The 17,584-nt window shown below is 67.1% G+C and carries 18 protein-coding genes; 9 read left to right on the top strand and 9 right to left on the bottom strand.

The window, feature by feature from the left end:
• Positions 1-35 precede the first annotated feature (35 nt).
• From dusB to hemF, 6 genes are all read left to right on the top strand, one after another.
• Positions 36-1,079, top strand: coding sequence for a tRNA dihydrouridine synthase DusB (gene dusB / locus ACNKW1_RS12375; protein WP_418365000.1), 1,044 nt, complete (start codon positions 36-38; stop codon positions 1,077-1,079).
• Positions 1,076-1,315, top strand: coding sequence for a helix-turn-helix domain-containing protein (locus tag ACNKW1_RS12370; protein ID WP_418364897.1), 240 nt, complete (start codon positions 1,076-1,078; stop codon positions 1,313-1,315). The genes dusB and ACNKW1_RS12370 overlap by 4 nt, the downstream gene beginning before the upstream one ends.
• 82 nt (positions 1,316-1,397) lie before the next feature.
• Positions 1,398-2,987, top strand: coding sequence for a bifunctional phosphoribosylaminoimidazolecarboxamide formyltransferase/IMP cyclohydrolase (gene purH, locus ACNKW1_RS12365; RefSeq protein WP_418364896.1), 1,590 nt, complete (start codon positions 1,398-1,400; stop codon positions 2,985-2,987).
• A gap of 34 nt (positions 2,988-3,021) precedes the next feature.
• Positions 3,022-4,299, top strand: a complete 1,278-nt coding sequence (purD, locus tag ACNKW1_RS12360) for a phosphoribosylamine--glycine ligase (protein WP_418364895.1) — start codon at positions 3,022-3,024, stop codon at positions 4,297-4,299.
• 142 nt (positions 4,300-4,441) lie between these two features.
• Positions 4,442-4,774 (top strand): YegP family protein, encoded by a 333-nt coding sequence (locus ACNKW1_RS12355; RefSeq protein WP_418364894.1) that lies wholly within the window; start codon positions 4,442-4,444, stop codon positions 4,772-4,774.
• Positions 4,775-4,780: 6 nt separating this feature from the next.
• Positions 4,781-5,692: an oxygen-dependent coproporphyrinogen oxidase gene (gene hemF / locus ACNKW1_RS12350; RefSeq protein WP_418364893.1), complete on the top strand. Its 912-nt coding sequence runs from the start codon at positions 4,781-4,783 to the stop codon at positions 5,690-5,692.
• Positions 5,693-5,836: 144 nt separating this feature from the next.
• On the opposite strand, the gene ACNKW1_RS12345 is transcribed toward hemF, so the two are convergent.
• The 4 genes from ACNKW1_RS12345 to hemC all read right to left on the bottom strand — a co-directional run bounded on the left by ACNKW1_RS12345 (position 5,837) and on the right by hemC (position 10,324).
• Positions 5,837-7,036 carry a heme biosynthesis HemY N-terminal domain-containing protein gene (locus ACNKW1_RS12345; RefSeq protein ID WP_418364892.1) on the bottom strand — a complete coding sequence of 400 codons (1,200 nt, stop codon included), beginning with the start codon at positions 7,034-7,036 and terminating at the stop codon, positions 5,837-5,839.
• 10 nt (positions 7,037-7,046) lie between these two features.
• Positions 7,047-8,441 carry a uroporphyrinogen-III C-methyltransferase gene (locus ACNKW1_RS12340; RefSeq protein WP_418364891.1) on the bottom strand — a complete coding sequence of 465 codons (1,395 nt, stop codon included), beginning with the start codon at positions 8,439-8,441 and terminating at the stop codon, positions 7,047-7,049.
• Positions 8,442-8,561: 120 nt separating this feature from the next.
• Entirely contained in the window at positions 8,562-9,296 is a 735-nt protein-coding gene (locus tag ACNKW1_RS12335; RefSeq protein WP_418364999.1) for a uroporphyrinogen-III synthase, read from the bottom strand.
• A gap of 95 nt (positions 9,297-9,391) precedes the next feature.
• Positions 9,392-10,324, bottom strand: coding sequence for a hydroxymethylbilane synthase (gene hemC, locus ACNKW1_RS12330; RefSeq protein WP_418364890.1), 933 nt, complete (start codon positions 10,322-10,324; stop codon positions 9,392-9,394).
• Positions 10,325-10,437: 113 nt separating this feature from the next.
• On the opposite strand from hemC, the gene ACNKW1_RS12325 reads away from it, so the two are divergent.
• The gene (locus ACNKW1_RS12325; protein ID WP_418364889.1) at positions 10,438-10,872 is read left to right on the top strand and encodes a thioredoxin fold domain-containing protein; all 435 of its coding nucleotides are present in this window, start codon (positions 10,438-10,440) and stop codon (positions 10,870-10,872) included.
• A 29-nt stretch (positions 10,873-10,901) separates the two neighbouring features.
• Here the strand turns inward: ACNKW1_RS12325 and ACNKW1_RS12320 are convergent, their stop codons facing one another.
• Together ACNKW1_RS12320 and ACNKW1_RS12315 are read right to left on the bottom strand one after the other, a co-directional pair.
• Positions 10,902-11,693 carry a LytR/AlgR family response regulator transcription factor gene (locus tag ACNKW1_RS12320; RefSeq protein ID WP_418364888.1) on the bottom strand — a complete coding sequence of 264 codons (792 nt, stop codon included), beginning with the start codon at positions 11,691-11,693 and terminating at the stop codon, positions 10,902-10,904.
• Positions 11,693-12,778 carry a sensor histidine kinase gene (locus ACNKW1_RS12315; protein WP_418364887.1) on the bottom strand — a complete coding sequence of 362 codons (1,086 nt, stop codon included), beginning with the start codon at positions 12,776-12,778 and terminating at the stop codon, positions 11,693-11,695. Before ACNKW1_RS12315 ends, ACNKW1_RS12320 begins: the two co-directional genes overlap by 1 nt.
• An 83-nt stretch (positions 12,779-12,861) precedes the next feature.
• Here ACNKW1_RS12315 and argH point away from each other — a divergent pair, with 83 nt between their 5' ends.
• Complete coding sequence (gene argH, locus ACNKW1_RS12310; protein WP_418364886.1) at positions 12,862-14,328, top strand: argininosuccinate lyase; 1,467 nt, start codon at positions 12,862-12,864, stop codon at positions 14,326-14,328.
• 51 nt (positions 14,329-14,379) lie between these two features.
• The gene (locus ACNKW1_RS12305) at positions 14,380-15,300 is read left to right on the top strand and encodes a fructosamine kinase family protein (RefSeq protein WP_418364885.1); all 921 of its coding nucleotides are present in this window, start codon (positions 14,380-14,382) and stop codon (positions 15,298-15,300) included.
• Positions 15,301-15,304: 4 nt separating this feature from the next.
• Here the strand turns inward: ACNKW1_RS12305 and ACNKW1_RS12300 are convergent, their stop codons facing one another.
• Genes ACNKW1_RS12300 through ACNKW1_RS12290 form a run of 3 tightly spaced genes read right to left on the bottom strand, consistent with a single transcriptional unit; the run spans position 15,305 to position 17,563 of the window.
• Complete coding sequence (locus ACNKW1_RS12300) at positions 15,305-16,393, bottom strand: nucleotidyltransferase family protein (RefSeq protein WP_418364884.1); 1,089 nt, start codon at positions 16,391-16,393, stop codon at positions 15,305-15,307.
• Complete coding sequence (locus ACNKW1_RS12295; RefSeq protein WP_418364883.1) at positions 16,386-17,273, bottom strand: HprK-related kinase A; 888 nt, start codon at positions 17,271-17,273, stop codon at positions 16,386-16,388. The genes ACNKW1_RS12300 and ACNKW1_RS12295 overlap by 8 nt, the downstream gene beginning before the upstream one ends.
• Positions 17,274-17,332: 59 nt before the next feature.
• The gene (locus tag ACNKW1_RS12290; protein WP_418364882.1) at positions 17,333-17,563 is read right to left on the bottom strand and encodes an HPr-rel-A system PqqD family peptide chaperone; all 231 of its coding nucleotides are present in this window, start codon (positions 17,561-17,563) and stop codon (positions 17,333-17,335) included.
• Between the last annotated feature and the right edge of the window lie 21 nt (positions 17,564-17,584).

Genomic DNA, 17,584 nt, shown 5'->3' with positions numbered 1-17,584 from the left:
CCTTTCCCCTGTCCGCTCCCCAGCCCGTCCCCGCCATGCAGTTTGCCGGCTTCACCTTGCGCAACAATCTGTTCGTCGCCCCCATGGCCGGCGTGACGGATCGACCCTTCCGCCAGTTGTGCAAGAAGCTGGGCGCAGGCGTAGCCGTGTCCGAGATGGTCACCTCCAACTCGCTGCTGTACGGCAGCGAGAAGACCCGCCGTCGCGCCGACCACACCGGCGAGGTGGATCCGATCTCGGTACAGATTGCAGGCGCCGACCCGGCGATGATGGCCGAGGCGGCAAAGTACAACGCCGACCGGGGCGCGCAGATCATCGACATCAACATGGGCTGCCCGGCCAAGAAGGTGTGCAACGTGATGGCGGGCTCGGCGCTGATGCAGGACGAGCCGCTCGTGGCGCGCATCCTCGAAGCGGTGGTCCGGGCCGTGCCGGACACCCCGGTCACACTCAAGTTTCGCACCGGCTGGAACCGCGCAAACAGGAACGCCCCCACGATTGCCCGCATCGCCGAACAATCCGGCATCCGCGCGATCGCCATTCATGGCCGCACGCGCGCCGACCAGTACATGGGCGAGGCCGAGTACGACACGATCGCCCACGTCAAGACCCTGGTGAGGATCCCGGTGATTGCCAACGGCGACATCACCAGCCCGCAAAAGGCGAAGCACGTGCTCGACTACACGGGCGCGGATGGCGTCATGATCGGGCGCGCGGCGCAGGGCCGGCCGTGGATCTTCCGCGAGATCGAGCACTACCTCACGACCGGCGAGTTGCTGCCCGCGCCGTTGGTGAGCGAGATCCTCCAGGTCTGCCGCGAGCATCTCGCCGATCTCTACGCCTTCTACGGCGAAGACCGGGGTGTGAAGATCGCCCGCAAGCACATCTCCTGGTACACCAAGGGACTGGTCGGATCGGCCGCGTTCCGGCGTACGATGAACCAGATCCCGGACGTTCCCGCTCAGCTCGCGGCGGTGGACGACTTCTTCGGCCAACTCGCCGAAGCCGACGCGCGCCTGAGCTACGAGCACGACCAGGACGACGCCCCCGCCGAATATCCGCAGGAACTCGCCGCATGACCAGTCGCAGCAACGAAATCGCCGACGCCGTCGTCCGCACGCTGGACCAGTATTTCCGCGACCTGGACGGAGAACGGCCGGCCGCCATCCACGACATGGTGATCCGCAATGTCGAACGTCCGATGCTGGCGTTCGTCCTCGAGCGTGCCAACGGCAACCAGACGGTCGCTGCCGATATGCTTGGCATCAACCGCAACACCCTGCGACGCAAGCTCAACGACTACGAGCTGCTTTGAGCGACGCCGGGCACCGCCCGCCTTCCTCGACCGTGTTTCCGCCCGACCTTTCCTTTCCGACCTTCGCCTCAGGCCCCCAAAGATGAACGTGTCCCAAGCCCTGATCAGTGTTTCCGACAAGACCGGCGTGCTCGACTTCGCTCGCGAACTCTCCTCTCTCGGCATCAAGCTGCTGTCGACCGGAGGCACCGCCAGCCTGCTGCGCGAAGCCGGCCTGCCGGTGACCGATGTCTCCGAGCACACCGGCTTCCCCGAAATGCTTGACGGCCGGGTCAAGACGCTGCACCCGAAGGTGCACGGCGGCATCCTCGCCCGTCGCGACCTGTCCGAGCACATGGACACGATTGCCGCACACGACATCGGCCGTATCGACCTGGTCGTGGTGAACCTCTACCCCTTCCAGCAGACCGTGGCCAAGCCCGACTGTTCGCTGGAAGACGCGATCGAGAACATCGACATCGGCGGCCCGACGATGGTCCGCGCCGCAGCCAAGAATCACGGCAACGAGCAGGGTGGCGTGGGCATCGTCACCGACCCCGAGGACTACGGCTGCATCGTCGAGGAGCTCAAGTCCAACGCCGGCAAGCTCAGCCACAAGACCCGCTTCGCGCTCGCGGTGAAGGCCTTCACCCACACTGCGCGCTACGACTCGGCGATCTCCAACTACCTCACCGCGCTGGTCAGCAACGAAGCCGGCGACGTATCGCTGCAGACCTACCCCGAGCGCCTGCAACTGGCCTTCGACAAGGTGCAGGACCTGCGCTACGGCGAGAATCCGCACCAGACCGCAGCCTTCTACCGCCAGCCCGGCGCGGCCGACGGCGGCGTCGCCGGCTACACCCAGCTGCAGGGCAAGGAGTTGTCGTACAACAACATCGCCGACGCCGACGCAGCCTGGGAATGCGTCAAGGCCTTCGACGGCCCGGCCGCCGCCTGCGTCATCGTCAAGCACGCCAACCCCTGTGGCGTAGCCGTCGCAGCCAGCCCGCTCGAGGCCTACAAGAAGGCCTTCTCCACCGACCCCACCTCGGCCTTCGGCGGCATCATCGCCTTCAACGGCGAAGTGGACCGCGCCGCAGCCGAGGCGGTGTCGGCACAGTTCCTCGAAGTGCTGATCGCGCCTGCCTACGCCGCCGACGCGCTCGAATTGCTCGCCAGCAAAAAGAACGTGCGCGTGCTCACCTGTCCGCTCGGGCAGCCCGCGGGCGCCTTCGACTACAAGCGTGTGGGTGGTGGCCTGCTGGTGCAGAGCGCGGACGAAGCGCGCATCCAGATCGTCGACCTCAAGGTCGTCACGCAGCGCGCCCCCTCCGATACCGAGATGCGCGACATGCTGTTCGCCTGGCGCGTGGCCAAGTACGTCAAGTCCAACGCCATCGTGTATTGCAAGGACGGCATGACCATCGGCGTCGGCGCCGGCCAGATGAGCCGGGTCGACTCCGCCCGCATCGCCAAGATCAAGGCGGAGAACGCCGGCCTCCAGATCGGTGGCTGCGTGGTCGCCTCGGACGCCTTCTTCCCCTTCCGCGATGGCCTCGACGTGCTCGCCCAGGCCGGTGCCACCGCGGTGATCCAGCCCGGCGGCTCGGTGCGCGACGAGGAGGTGATCGCCGCGGCCGACGAGCAGGGCATCGCCATGGTGTTCACCGGCTACCGGCACTTCCGCCACTGAGCACGACCGTCCCCGCAGAGAATCGGAGCAGCCCATGAAAGTCCTCGTCATCGGTTCCGGCGGCCGCGAACACGCGCTGGCCTGGAAATTCGCCCAGTCGCCCAAGGTCACCCGCGTGCTGGTGGCGCCGGGCAACCCCGGCACCGCGAGCGAGCCGAAGCTGCAGAACGCACCGGTCACCGACATCCCGGTGCTGGTGGAGCTGGCGAAGCGCGAGCAGGTGGCGTTCACCGTAGTCGGCCCCGAAGCGCCGCTTGCAGCGGGCGTGGTGGACGCCTTCCGCGCGGCCGGCCTGCCGATCTTCGGCCCGACCAAGGCCGCAGCGCAGCTCGAGAGCTCCAAGGACTTCGCCAAGCAGTTCCTGATCCGCCACAACATCCCGACCGCAAAATACCGCACCTTCTCCGATGCGGCCGCGGCCCATGCCTACATCGATGCCGAGGGTGCGCCGATCGTGATCAAGGCCGACGGCCTTGCTGCGGGCAAGGGCGTGGTGGTGGCGATGAGCGCCGAAGAGGCGCATGGCGCGATCGACATGATGCTGCTGGATAACCGCATGGGCAATGCGGGTGCCCGGGTGGTGATCGAAGAGTTCATGGAGGGTGAGGAGGCGAGCTTCATCGTCATGGCCGACGGCCGGAATGCGCTCGCACTCGCCACCAGTCAGGACCACAAGCGCCTGAAGGACGGGGACGAAGGCCCGAACACGGGCGGCATGGGCGCCTACTCGCCTGCGCCGGTCGTGACCCCGGACGTGCATGCGCGCGTGATGCGCGAGGTCATCAATCCGACCCTTGCGGGCATGGCCGCAGACGGCCTGCCCTACACCGGCTTCCTCTACGCCGGCCTGATGATCGACGGCGAGGGGCGTCCGCGCGTGGTGGAGTTCAACTGCCGCATGGGCGACCCCGAAACCCAGCCGATCATGATGCGCCTGAAGACCGACCTCTCCGACCTGATCGAAGCCGCGATCGCAGGCAAGCTGGATCAGATCGAAGCGGAATGGGACCGGCGCTTCGCGCTCGGCGTGGTGCTCGCCGCTGCCGGCTACCCGGAGAGTCCGCGCAAGGGCGATCCGATCGCAGGGCTGCCGGCCGGCGAGATCGAGGATGCACACGTCTTTCACGCCGGCACGGCAATGCAGGACGGCAAGATCGTCACCGCCGGCGGCCGCGTGCTGTGCGTGACCGCACTCGGCGACAACGTGCGCACTGCACAGAAACGCGCCTACGAACTTGCGGACGCCATCACCTTTGACGGTCGCCAGTACCGTCGTGACATCGGCCATCGCGCACTCACCCGCAAGAACTGAATTTCCCGGAGCGGGGAATCCGGGCATCCGAATGCGCACTGCGGCGCCAGCCACGACTGACAAGGTGGGGCGGGCGGGCTATCCTGCTGTCAAGCGTGCGATCCCCGCACGCTTGACCCAGAAACCCGTCAAGGAGGCGCGGATGTCCGTGAAATTCGAGATCACCAAGAACGACAAGGGCGAGTTCCACTTCAAGCTGGTCAATGCCGAGGGCAAGACCCTGTTGCGCAGCGAAGGCTACAACGCCAAGGCAAGCTGCACCAACGGCGTCGAGTCCGTGCGCAAGAACGCCGCTGAAGACAAGCGCTACGAGGCATGTACCGCCTCGGACGGTCGCCCTTATTTCAATCTCAAGGCGAGCAACGGCCAGATCATCGGCACCAGCCCGATGTTCGCGGACGCAGCCGCCTGCGATGCGGCCATCGCCGCAACCAAGTCCGGCGCCGCCGATGCATCGGTCGACGACAAGAGCTGAGACGCAATGACGAATCCCGCCATCATCAAACCCTGGTTCACCGATCTTCAGCAGCGCATCGTCCGCCGGCTCGAAGCCTTCGACGGCAAGCCTTTCAGGGCGGACGGCTGGGAGCGCCCGGGCGGTGGTGGCGGGCTCACCCGCGTCATCGAGGAGGGAGACTTCTTTGAACGTGCCGGAGTGAATTTCTCGCATGTGATGGGCGACGGCATGCCGGCCTCGGCCACCGCACACCGTCCCGAACTGGCCGGTCGCCGCTTCGAGGCCATGGGCGTCTCGCTCGTGCTGCACCCCCGCAACCCCTACTGCCCGACCGCGCACATGAACGTGCGTTTCTTCGTCGCGCTGGCCGACGGAAGACCGCCGGTGTGGTGGTTCGGCGGCGGGATGGACCTGACACCTTACTACGCCTTCGAGGAAGACGTCCGTCACTTCCACGCCACCTGCAAACGGGCGGTGCTGCCCTTCGGCGGCGAGGCCGAATACGCCCGCCTGAAGGACTGGTGCGACCGCTACTTCTTTCTCAAGCACCGCAACGAAGCGCGCGGTGTCGGCGGCCTGTTCTTCGACGACCTGGGCGCCGACGGTTGCACGGATTTCGACACCGCCTTCGGCCTCACCCAGGCGGTCGGGAATGCGTTCGAGTACGCCTACCTGCCCATCGTCGAGCGACGCAAGGACATGCCCTATGGCGAGCGCGAGCGCGATTTCCTCGCCTACCGCAGGGGGCGCTATGTCGAATTCAACCTGGTCTTCGACCGCGGCACCCTGTTCGGGCTGCAGTCAGGCGGGCGCACCGAATCCATCCTGATGTCCATGCCCCCGATGGTGAAATGGCGCTACGACTGGAAGCCCGAGCCCGGTTCGCCCGAGGCCGAGCTGTACGAAAAATACCTGAGCCCGCGCGACTGGGCCTGAGCGGCCGCACAACCGGCCCTCTGGCAGCTGCGCGAACACCCCCGAACCCCCCCGAACACCCCCGAACTCGTGCGCATCCGGCGGAATGAAAAACGCCCCGCAAGATTCCTCGCGGGGCGTTTTCATTCCGGCCAGCAGGAATCCTCAGACGCCTGCGCCGACCGCTACCCACTCGGCTGCAGCCCGGTAGTGCCGTTGGGCATCGGCCGGACGCTCCAGGGTTTCGAACAGATGCGCGAGCGCAAGATGGGTGTCCACCTCGGGTTGAATACCCAGCGAGGCCTCGAGGTAGCTCTGCGCCTTACCCCAGAGTTCGGTGCGACGGCAGAGTTGCCCCAGCGCGAAGAGCAGGCCCGCATCCTTGGGCTGCTGTTCCAGCCAGGACTCCGCCTTGTGCAGACAGGCATGCGCGTCATCAAGCGTACCCGTGCAGCAATCCGCATACAGGCGCGCCAGCCCGCTATCCCACTGCTCGTCCAGCAGCCGCTCCGCCTGCTTGCGCACGCGCGCGGCAAAACCGGCCTTCGCCATGAGCGGCAGCGCCTCCTCGACCAGGCCCCGATCCTCGAGCTCCTCTGCGGGAATATCGAGCCAGTAGCGCTCCAGCGTCGCCGGATCGCTCGCCAGAATCTGCCGCATGCGCCCGACATGCGCACTGCGCAGCCCCGGTGCAGCCTGCTCGGGCGTAAGCGCCTTGTGCTTGCGCAGCTGGCGCAGCGTATGAATCAGGTCGTCCCACTGGCCGAGCGCAAGCTGAACCTCCGACTCCAGGCGGAGCATGGCGATGTGCTTGTGGCCACGCTCCCGCAGTTGGGCGAGCCGTGCCCCCGCCGCCTCGAAATCGCGGCTCAGGATCGCCAGCTCGGCCTCCGTCATCAGGCAGGCGACCTCGCTCTCCTTTCCGCCCTCCGCTGCATGGCCAAGCCATTCCTGGTAACGGGGCTGATCCTGCAGCGCGTGCGCGGCACGGGCCGCCACCAGCGCCGCCATCGGGGATCCCTCACTTGCCGCATATGCATTCGACGCCGACTTAAGTGACTGCGAATAGCGGCCTTCGAACAGCGCGCTCATCGCGGCATTCAAGGCACGGTCAGCCTTCTGCCGGCGGCGGCGCTCACGCCACTGCGCGACCCTGGCCGGCAGCGACAGCGTGCGCGTGACCACGCGCAGCAGAATGTGTACCAGCGCCACGCCCACCACCAGGAGCACGATGAACAGGTTGAGGGAAATTTGCGCCCGCCAGGGCGACAGGACCACGAGGACGTAGCCATCATTCACGCCGGCGACCATCGCCACGCCGACGGCGACGGCGAAGATCGCGATAAGCCAGATCAGTGCGCGCATCGCCCCGTCCTCATTCGCTGGCCGCAGGCGCGGGCACGGGTTCTTCGGCAGGCTTGTCGGCGGCTCCGTCCGCAGCCTCGCCCGTCCCTGCAGCAGCATCCGCAGCGCCCGCTGCCTCGCCGTTCGGCACCAGGCCGTCGGTGGCTGGGGCGGATTCGGGCTCAGGCGCCTCCGACGCTGCAGACGCGGCCTCCGTTTCGACCTCATCCGCAGGCGCGGCGGCGGCCTTGGGGGGTTCAACCGGTTGCGGCGGACGGCCCGCGCGTACCTGCAGGTTGCGCAGCGCAGTGAATGTTTCGCTCAGATCGGGCGGCGTGTAGCGAATCTTCACTGCGCCAAGCGCCTGGAGTTCGCTAAGCACCAGCTTGACGCGCTCGTCGCCCTGGTCGAAGAAACGCTCGACCCAGCCGCGCGCCTGCGCGAGGTCGGTCTCGTAGGTGCGTCCATCACGTGCCAGCAGTGCAAGCCGTGCAGTGAGCAGGCGCAGCTTGAGATTTTCGCGCAGGAAGCTGCTCTGCTCCGGGGCGAGCAGTACCGGCTCCTTGCCGTCCATGCGCTCGACGCGGATCACGGTACGCACCTCATGCCACACGTCTGCAGCCACGGCCTGCGAAAAGCGCCAAGCCTTCTCCACCCAGCCAACGAAGCCGCCGCTCTGGGCGGGCCCAAGGTCGGCACCCACAGCGGCATCCGCCGACAGGGGGCGCTCGAAGGCAAGCGGCATCGCGTCGGCATGCTCAAGCAGGCGCTCGAGGCGGATGCTGAGCCCCGAGACGTCCAGCGCGGGCAGCAGGCGCAACTCGTCGATGTCACCCCCCAGCGCGCGACGCAAAGCCGAGAGCTGGCCACGGTCATGCAGCGCGAGCCGAGCCTCTGCTTCCTGCAAGGCGATCAGCGCGGCCTCCACGTTACCGGCGATCTGGAGTTGCTGTGCGGCGAGCGCGACGGCCTGTTCGACCTCCGCCACTACCCCTTCCTCGCGGCTGCGGGAGAGCTCCTGGTACATGGCCTGGAGCGCCTCAGCCTGCCCCTCGGTCACTTCTACCTTGGATTCGAGGGCGCCCAGCTTGCCCTGCAGCGAAGCGATGACTTCCTGCTGCTGGCGCACGATGCCCCGCGCTTCGGAGGCCACCGATTCGCCTTCCGAGAGGCGCTTGGCGAGTTCTTCGCGCAGCGTGACGGCCTGCGCCTGCGTATCGCGCACCTGCCAGATCGACCAGCCGGCGCCGCCGACGGCCACCACCGCAACCAGCAAGGCCCACCAGCCCAACGTGCTGCGTCCGCGTTCAGGCTGAGTGTCTTCGCTTACTGCAGGTTCCGCCGGGGGCGGTACGGCAGGAACGTCCCCGGCTGGGGCCTGCTCGCCATCCGGCTGCTGGCGCGCACCTTCCGACTGCTCCGGCACGCGGTTTTCGGGAAGGTCTCGGGTCTCCCCCGGAGAGGATCTTTCAGCGTCCTCGGCCGACGCTTGCTGAGACGCTGGCGGCTGAGTCAGGGCGGGGATCTCTTCTTTCATGGTCCAAGTTTAGCCAAAGTGGTTCACGAGCGTCTGCATCAGACCGTCGTCGCCCGCCGGCGTCTCCACCACGTGGGTGAAGCCTGCCTCCCGGGCCTGCGCAACGATGCGCGGGTGCGATGCAAATACGGTTACTGCACACAGGGCGGCCAGACCATCGGCGCCCAGCATCTGACGAAGGTTGCGCACGCCCTCGCTGCTGGTAAGCAGCAGGCCGTCCACCTCTCCGCGCGCTACCGGATCGAGCAGTTGCGCGGGATCATTGTCGGGACAGAATCTTCGGTAACAGGTGACATATTCCACGCTTGCGCCCCGTTCACGCAAGGTGTCCGCGAGCAATTCACGCCCCCCGTCCCCACGCAGGATCAGAACCCTGCGCCCGGCGACCGCCTGCGCGGAGAACTCCGGCAGGGCGATCACTGCCTCGCTGTCGAATCCGTGCTGCGGCGCAATGATCTGCTCGAAGCCATAGCCGCGCAGCACGCGCTCGCTGCCCTTGCCCACCGTCGCCACGCCGAGCGTGCGAGGCCAGGCACGGCGCGCCAGCACGAACTGCATCGCGTGATGAACGGCATTGGGGCTTACGAAGAAGGCGAGATCGAACTCGTCCAGGCGCGGAACGATCGCCTCGAGCGGCGCAGAATCAAGCGCGGGACCGACGGCAATGACGGGAAACAGCAGCGCGTTGCCGCCGAGGGCACGAATGCGCTCACACAGGCTGCCCGCCTGTTCGCGCGGGCGCATCACCACGAGCGTGCGTCCCGCCAGGGAACCTGCGAGGTCCGGAACGGCGGAGACGTCAGCGGTTGGGGGCATCATCGCACGTCTCCGAAGGCCGCTTAGCCGATATCGGCAAGGATGGCTTCGGCGCCTTGCGCGCGCAGCTCTTCAGCCAGCGCGCGACCTAGCACCGCAGCGTCTGCCGGCGCGCCCTCGCGCTCGGCACGCACGATCTCGCTGCCGTCGGGACGCGCGACAAAGCCGCGCAGCCACAGGCGCCCCGCACGCATGATCGCGTAGGCACCGAGCGGAACCTCGCAGCTGCCGGCCAGCGCGCGGGCAACCGCGCGCTCGGCCACCACGCAGGCGGTGGTCTCGGCATCGACCAGCGGCTGCAGCCACTCGATCACGTCGGCGCGCGCGGCTAGACACTCGATGCCCAGCGCGCCCTGCCCCGCGGCAGGCAGCGAAACCTCCGCCGGCATCACCGAGCGGATGCGCTCGCCCATGCCCAGACGGGTCAGGCCTGCAGCAGCCAGTATGATTGCGTCGTACTGGCCTTCGTCGAGCTTGCGCAGGCGGGTGTCGAGGTTGCCACGCAGGCTGGTCACGCCGAGGAACGGGTATTGCGCGTGGATCTGCGACTCGCGGCGCAGGGACGAGGTCCCGACCACCGCCCCCGGAGGCATGTCGGCCAGGCTCTCGTAGCGGTTCGAGACGAAAGCATCGAGCGGCACTTCTCGCGCGCAGATGCAGGGCAGCGCGAACTCGGCCCCCATCTCCATCGGCACGTCCTTCATTGAATGCACTGCGATGTCGGCCCGACCGTCGAGCAGGGCGGTTTCGAGCTCCTTGACGAACAAACCCTTGCCGCCGACCTTGGCCAGGGGACGGTCCAGGATCTGGTCACCCCGCGTCGTCATGCCGAGCAGTTCGACCTGGCAGCCAGGATACAATGCCTCGAGCCGGGCCTTGATGTGCTCGGCCTGCCACAGGGCGAGACGGCTTTCACGGGTGGCGATGACGATGCGCTCGGGGCTTTTCTGGCTCACGATGGATACTTACCTGACAGGATGGGTTCATGCGGACAACACCTGGACACCGTCCCGGAGCAGCATCCGGGCTGGCATCGTTGGTGCGTGCGTTCGGCGGCATTCTAGCATGCGTGCCGATCGCGCTCTCGGCCGCCGGCACGGGCCTGACCGGCGCCCTGGATCTGGCGGGTGACGCAGCGGCGATGCGCGCTGCGAAGATGCCGATGGTCGTGCTCTTCAGCCAGGCAGGATGCACGTATTGCGACGCTGCGCGCACCTACCTGGTGCCGATGGCACAAGACCCCGCCAACACCGGCCGCACCCTCTTCCGGCAGATTGACATCGACTCGGACGTCCCGCTCAGCGACTTCGCCGGACGCAAAACCACCCATCGCAAGCTCGCCAGAACACTGGGGGGTCGCTTCACACCGACCGTAGTCGTGCTCGACGCCGATGGCCGCCTCCTCGCCGAGCCCATCATCGGCATGCGCCTGGCGGACTTCTACGGACAGTACGTCGAGAACGCGGTCGATGAAGCGCGCGCACGCCTTGCAGCACGCCCCTGAGCCTGCCACGCGGGCCGGCAGCGCGCACACTACAGGCCGAGCGCCTGGCGGACGTGTGGCCACTGCCGCCGGCTGACCGACAGGCGTTCATCCACGCCTTTGAGGATCACCTCCCAGTGCGCATCGCTGCTCTCGTGATCGCCTGCGCGCTCGACACCCTGCACGGCTTCACGCGCAACGAGGCAGTTGCGGTGCAAGCGCAGGAAACGCTGAGGAAACTCCTCCTCCAGATGCACCAGCGATTCATCCAACAGATATTCGCGCTCACAGGTGCGCGCTGTCACGTATTTCAGCTCGGCACGAAAATACAGGACATCGCCCACCGGCAGCAGCAGGATGCGCCCGCGCTCACTGACGCTGAAATGACGCCGCTCGCCCGGCGCCATGGCCGCCAGCGCGTTGTCGTCGGGCACGCTGCGCCGGACCTCGACCTTGGCGAGCGCCGCTGCAAGCCGCTCTGCCCGCACCGGCTTAAGCAGGTAGTCGACTGCGGCCAGCTCGAAGGCCTCGACCGCGTATTGGTCGTAGGCAGTCACGAAGATCACTGCCGGCGGCGCCTCCAGCCGCGCGAGATGGCGGGCCAGTTCCACACCGTCCATGACCGGCATGCGGATGTCCGCCAGCACCACGTCGGCCGGCGCGTCCTCGAAGAGGCGCAGCGCCTCCTCGCCATTGGCGGCCATCCCGACGATGCGGGTCGGGTGCGGACCGGAAATGTCGCCGAGCAGGTCGCGCAGGCGGGTGCGCGCAGGCGCCTCGTCATCGACGATCAGTACGCGCAGCGCCGCAAGAATCGGCGTATCCATGCTCATTGTCTGCATCAGTCCCTCGTCCGGTAAGGCAGTTGGATGCGCACACGATAGCGCCCGCCGCTCTGCTCGATCTCGAGCCCCGCCTCAAGATCGTAGAACAGGGTCAGCCGCTCACGGATGTTGTCGAGCGCCATGCGGTTCCCGGCATGATGGCGCACCGCATCGCACACCGGGTTATCCACCTCCAGGTGCAGCATCTCACCGCGCCGGGCGATGCGTACCACCACCTCGCCCGCTTCGGTCGAGGGCTCGATACCGTGGTAGACGGCATTCTCGACCAAGGGCTGGAGCAACAGCGGAGGCACCCGCGCGCGCAGCAAGGCCTCTCTACCCTCCGAGCCGGGGCCAGCATCGAGGGCCGCGCCATGCCGAACACCCTCCGCATCTGCCCGGGCGCCACCATCGAAAACCCAGCGCACCGTCAGGCGCTCACCCAGGCGCAGGCGCTCGAGATCGACATAGCGCTCACACAGCGCCAGCTCGTCGCCGAGTGGCACACGCTCCCGGTTGTCCTGCATCAGGGCACGAAACAGATCGGCGAGTTCCTCCAGCGCACGCTCGGCGCGGCGCGGATCGGAACGGATGACGCCGAGTACGCCATTGAGACTGTTGAAGAAGAAATGCGGTCGGATGCGTGCAGTGAGCGCCATCAGCCGCGCTTCGGCCAGCGCGGGAGAGTAGCGCCGATTGCGGTAATCAAAATAAAGCAGGGTCGCCGCACTCGCCAGCCAGCTCCACGCTAACGCACGCAGCAGGGTTGCTCCGCCGGCGCCGAGAAGCGGCGCACTGACGACCACCGCAGCGCTGGCCAGGCCGAACACCGCCAGTGGCCCGTAATGCCCCCTGCACTGGTGCAGCCAGGGCGAGAATAGATACAGCAACAGCACCGCAAGCAGCAAGGGCAGCTCGACCCGCCCAGCCATCAGCGCGAGCTGGGCGCCGAGCTGATCGAACTCGTCACCGCGGATTGCCACCGTGAGCAACGCCAGCAGATTCACCACCAGCAGCACACGCAACATCACGCCGAGGTTACGGAAATCGGGCAACCCCGCCACGGCGAGTCTGGAAGGCTTTTGCTTTATACTTTCCGGCATTTCTGTGCGCCGCAAACGCGGCGTTCCCCCTGGCTCCCGGCTGGATGCAACCTGCCGGTCCGATCGTCTTTCGCACCCCCATTATGACAGACACCACGATACCGGCCGCTGGCGAAAACGAACCCGCCAAGGCCTGGTCCGGCCGCTTCACCGAACCCGTCTCCGACCTCGTCAAACGCTACACCGCCAGCGTGTTCTTCGACCAGCGCATGGCCGCACAGGACATCCGCGGATCGCTCGCACACGCGAAGATGCTGGCGAAGCAGGGCATCATCGGCGCGCAGGATCTGGCCGAGATCGAGCGCGGCATGGCCCAGATCGCCGGCGAGATCGAGCGCGGCGAGTTCACCTGGAGCCTCGATGACGAGGACGTCCACCTCAACATCGAGAAGCGCCTCACCACGCTGGTCGGCGACGCGGGCAAGCGCCTGCATACGGGCCGCAGCCGCAACGACCAGGTTGCCACCGACATCCGCCTGTGGCTGCGCGACGCGATCGACCAGATCCTCGCGCTGATCACCGACTTCCAGCGCAATCTGCTGGATCTCGCCGAAGCCCACGCCGGCACGCCGATGCCTGGCTTCACCCACCTGCAGGTGGCGCAGCCGGTGACCTTCGGCCACCACCTGATGGCCTATCTGGAGATGAGCCGGCGCGACGCCGAGCGCTTCGCCGACTGCCGCAAACGCGTCAACCGCCTGCCGCTCGGCAGCGCGGCGCTCGCCGGCACCAGCTACCCGATCGACCGCGAGTTCGTAGCGGCCGAGCTCGGCTTCGATGAGGTCTGCTACAACTCGCTCGACGCAGTGAGCGACCGCGACTTCGCGATCGAGTTCTGCTCGGCTTCCGCGCTGCTGATGACGCACTTGTCGCGGCTGTCGGAAGAACTGATCCTGTGGATGAGCCCGCGCGTGGGCTTCATCGATCTCGCCGACCGCTTCTGTACCGGCAGCTCGATCATGCCGCAGAAGAAGAACCCGGACGTTCCCGAGCTGGTGCGCGGCAAGACCGGTCGCGTCAACGGTAGCCTGATCGCCCTGCTCACCCTGATGAAGGGCCAGCCGCTGGCATACAACAAGGACAACCAGGAAGACAAGGAACCACTGTTCGACACCGCAGACACGGTCATCGACACCCTGCGCATCTACGCCGACATGATGGGCAGCCGGATCGAGAACGGCAGCAAGGTGTTCAACGTCCGCGTCAAGCAAGAGGCGATGCAGTCCGCCCTTACCCAGGGCTATGCCACCGCCACCGACCTGGCCGACTACCTGGTGAAGAAGGGCCTGCCTTTCCGCGACGCGCACGAGGCGGTTGCGCTCGCGGTGCGTGCAGCGGACATCAAGGGCTGCGACCTGCCGCAATTCACCCTGGACGAACTGCGCATCGCCATGGCCCACGTGCCGGGCGCCGCAGACCGACTCGGTGAAGACGTGTTCGCCGTGCTGACAGTGGAAGGCTCACTGGCATCGCGCAAGCACGTCGGCGGCACTGCACCCGAGCAGGTGCGTGCCGCGGTGGCCCGCGCGCGTGCCGCGCTCCTTGGCTGAAGACTGCCTGCCACGACCGGCGCAGCCCCGGCCCCGGCACCGTTTCCAGCCATGAGCACGGGCCTCTCCCATCCCGGCCTCCCCGCCATCGAACTGGCGGTGCGGGCAGCGACAGGAAACCGGTTCCACGTCGCCAGCGCGCAGCCGGTGGGTGGCGGCTCCATCCACGCCGCATTCATCGTTCAGGACGCAGGCGGCCAGCGCTACTTCGCAAAACTGGGCGAAACCTGCCACGCGCCAATGTTCGCAGCGGAGGCCGAAGGCCTTGCCGCCATCGCCGCGAGTGACAGCTTCCGCACGCCGGCGGTGGTCGCGTGTGTGAGTGACGAGCGGTGCGCCGTGCTCGTTCTCGAGCACCTCGTGCTACGGCCGCTACAGTCCCCCGAAGACGGCACCCGCTTCGCCGATCTGCTGGTGAAGATGCACCAAAGGCGGGGAGAGCAGTTCGGCTGGGAGCACGACAATTTCATCGGCGCGACACGGCAGGCCAATCCCACACACGACAACTGGGCGCATTTTTTCGCCGAACAGCGTCTGCGCCCGCAGTTCGAGCTTGCGCGCATGAACGGCTTCGGCGGCGATCTGTACCGCCAGGGCGAGCGCCTGATCCCCCGTGTTCCAGCGCTCTTTCTCGACTACCGCCCGCAGGAGAGCCTGCTCCACGGCGATCTCTGGCACGGCAATGCCGCAATGCTGGACGATGGCACCCCCGTGGTATTCGATCCTGCGGTGCATTACGGCGATCGCGAATCGGACCTCGCCATGAGCGAGCTGTTCGGCGGCTTTCCATCGAGCTTCTACGCCGAATACCGCGCGCGATGGCCGCTCCACGAGGACTACGAGCAGCGCAAGCCGCTCTACAGTCTGTACCACCTGCTCAACCACCTGAACCTGTTCGGCAAGGGCTACCTGCGCGAGGCGCTGCGGCTGGCCACGCGGCTGAACGAGGAACTCGCTCGACGCAGGGACTAGGTCTTCAGCCTGTCCGCCGGCTGCGGAGCCGGCGCCAGCCCTTCGCCACGCCATGCCGCAGCAGCAGTCCGGGCGGCATGCGCATGTGGTGGTAACGCAGCCAGGCAAGGCGGCGCGCAAGCGGATCGCCGAGGCGCGGACGTGCCTCGGGCAGACGCGGCAGCAACACGCGCGCCAACATCCAGTCCATGAGCCGACGCGCAGCCGGCGGCGGCGGATCCGGCCAGAGCGCGGCGGGAACCGGGGTGTCGAGCCAGCGCTGGCAGGCCTGCAGCGCATGCCAGAACAGCCGCTGCGCGCCGAACTGCGCCACACGGGCAGCGAGCGCCCGCAGCGTCGCTTGATCCTGCGGCAGAGCACGCAGCATCGCATCGATGTCGAGCAGATCGCGCAGCCGTCCGTCGAGCTCGGTATCCTGAAACAGATGCACCACCGCATGGATGAGCTGATCAAGCGGGTCGAGCACGAAGTAGCGCGAGCCCGGCAGGCTCCGCTTCGCATCCCACAGCGCCATGGGATCGGGCCGGCAGCGACTGGTCACCGGCGCGATCCCATGATGCAGATCCAGCTCCAGCGCATGGCCCTCGGCCTGCATGGGGGGAAGCTCATGGCTCCACTCGCGGTAGTAGCGCAGGTCGTAGGGGTCGGTCACGGTCGAGCGCCAGCCGCCAGCTGCCAGCGCAGCCTCGGCCGCATCGAGCGCATCGCGACGAACCAGCAGGTCGATGTCGGCTGCAAGCCGCCCCTCGGCGAACGCCAGTCCCTGAGCGTGATACGCGGCACCCTTGATCAGCACCACCTCGATCCCGGCAGGCAGGATCCCGTCCAGCGCACGCAGCTCCTGCGCCAGCAGCTGGCGCCGCCAGGCGGCAAAATTCATCGCTGACTGGAGGTGACCACGCGGCGGCTCGGGGAGCGCCCCCCAGCGCGCTGGATCGCTCGCCAGCCGGTGGCCGAGGGTGGCATGCACACGCGCCGCGCGCGCGAGGCGAACCACCCCCTCCCATTCGTGAAGCGCAAGCTCGCGGGCCTTTTCAGGGGTCTGCAGCACCGAGAGCAGCTCTGTCAGACCCGGTGCCTGCATGTCAGCCATCCGCCCCTCCCACCTGCTGGTCCAGCAGCGCATGCACGCACCGCACCGCATCATCCAGGCGTCCATACACGAGCTGATACGCCGGGCAGGCCTCCGCAAGATCCGCCACGGCATCGAAGCCGATACGCCCGAGCAGGCCGTAGTTGAAGCTGTTGAACGCGAGCCGCGTGAACGCCTGCTCCGGCGCCTGCGGCTGCAGTGTCAGCGCAGCCCCCTCGCGCCAGGCCGGAAAGAGGATCAGCCTCGGCTGTGCAGGGCGACGGATCGCCGCGACACTGGCCGCATCCGGCGCCAGGTGCGCCACGTCGCCCTTACGTGTGCCAGGGAAGGTCGGCCCAAGTTCAGCCCCGGGGTGGAAATCACGGATCACCTCGATCGAGGCATTCTTCAGCGCGACGGGCTTGAGCATGGGCAGGAAATCGCCCTCCTGCGGACGCAGTACACCGAATTCGTCCGACAGCAGGCGCAGACCCGACAGCATCAGCGCCGCGGTCAGCGTACTCTTGCCCGAGCCTGGAATGGCAGGCAGCACCACGGCGGCATCACCCCACGCGAGGGCGCCTGCATGCAAAAGCACATACTGGTTGAAACGCTGCGCGAAGCTCCAGTTGAGCCCCCACTCGTAATGAGGTAACGCGTGGCTGGCGGCGAAGGGATCGAAGGGCTGCACGCGATCGATCAGGAAACGCGACTGCGGGCGCAACCAGCGGCGAAGCCCGGCACCAGGCTCGATATCGACGTGGAAATCGACAAAGGGGAACGCATCCCCCAGCGAAAAATGCCGATACACGGATGCGAACGGCCCGCTGAACGCTCCCACTGCGCTGCGCACGCGTACCACACACGCGCCATAGTCCAGGCAGACGCCCTCGCCCCCCAAGCGTTTCTCGACCGACCCGACTCCCGCCGCGGCCCCTGGCCCCGCTCTTCCCGTAGGCGTCATGCGTCAAGCAACCCAATCTCTGCGAGCGCCGCGACCAGCGCGTCGAAATCCTCGCAAGACAGACCAGATTCGCGAGCGAGCTGCTGTTGCAACCGCTCCGGCGTCGCGGCCCCGGACGCAGCGAGTTCACAAACCACTGCTGCAATCGCCGCAAGCTCTTCGGGCAGGAGATGCGTCTGCCAGGTCAGGGAATCGAAGACGACCGCTCCCTCGCCGAGGAAGCGCACTGCCGAGCGCCTTGCCAGCAC

This window comes from Thauera sp. WH-2 (assembly GCF_048321015.1).
GTDB lineage: Bacteria > Pseudomonadota > Gammaproteobacteria > Burkholderiales > Rhodocyclaceae > Thauera.
Note: the sequence above shows the minus strand (reverse complement) of the source record. Positions and strands in the feature narration are given on the sequence as shown.

Bases quoted from the DNA above. Each gene is read 5' to 3' on its own strand.
- dusB (WP_418365000.1), top strand. From the start codon at position 36: ATGCAGTTTGCCGGCTTCACCTTGCGCAACAATCTGTTCGTCGCCCCC.
- ACNKW1_RS12370 (WP_418364897.1), top strand. From the start codon at position 1,076: ATGACCAGTCGCAGCAACGAAATCGCCGACGCCGTCGTCCGCACGCTG.
- purH (WP_418364896.1), top strand. From the start codon at position 1,398: ATGAACGTGTCCCAAGCCCTGATCAGTGTTTCCGACAAGACCGGCGTG.
- purD (WP_418364895.1), top strand. From the start codon at position 3,022: ATGAAAGTCCTCGTCATCGGTTCCGGCGGCCGCGAACACGCGCTGGCC.
- ACNKW1_RS12355 (WP_418364894.1), top strand. From the start codon at position 4,442: ATGTCCGTGAAATTCGAGATCACCAAGAACGACAAGGGCGAGTTCCAC.
- hemF (WP_418364893.1), top strand. From the start codon at position 4,781: ATGACGAATCCCGCCATCATCAAACCCTGGTTCACCGATCTTCAGCAG.
- ACNKW1_RS12345 (WP_418364892.1), bottom strand. From the start codon at position 7,036: ATGCGCGCACTGATCTGGCTTATCGCGATCTTCGCCGTCGCCGTCGGC.
- ACNKW1_RS12335 (WP_418364999.1), bottom strand. From the start codon at position 9,296: ATGCGCCCGCGCGAACAGGCGGGCAGCCTGTGTGAGCGCATTCGTGCC.
- ACNKW1_RS12320 (WP_418364888.1), bottom strand. From the start codon at position 11,693: ATGCAGACAATGAGCATGGATACGCCGATTCTTGCGGCGCTGCGCGTA.
- ACNKW1_RS12315 (WP_418364887.1), bottom strand. From the start codon at position 12,778: ATGCCGGAAAGTATAAAGCAAAAGCCTTCCAGACTCGCCGTGGCGGGG.
- argH (WP_418364886.1), top strand. From the start codon at position 12,862: ATGACAGACACCACGATACCGGCCGCTGGCGAAAACGAACCCGCCAAG.
- ACNKW1_RS12305 (WP_418364885.1), top strand. From the start codon at position 14,380: ATGAGCACGGGCCTCTCCCATCCCGGCCTCCCCGCCATCGAACTGGCG.
- ACNKW1_RS12300 (WP_418364884.1), bottom strand. From the start codon at position 16,393: ATGGCTGACATGCAGGCACCGGGTCTGACAGAGCTGCTCTCGGTGCTG.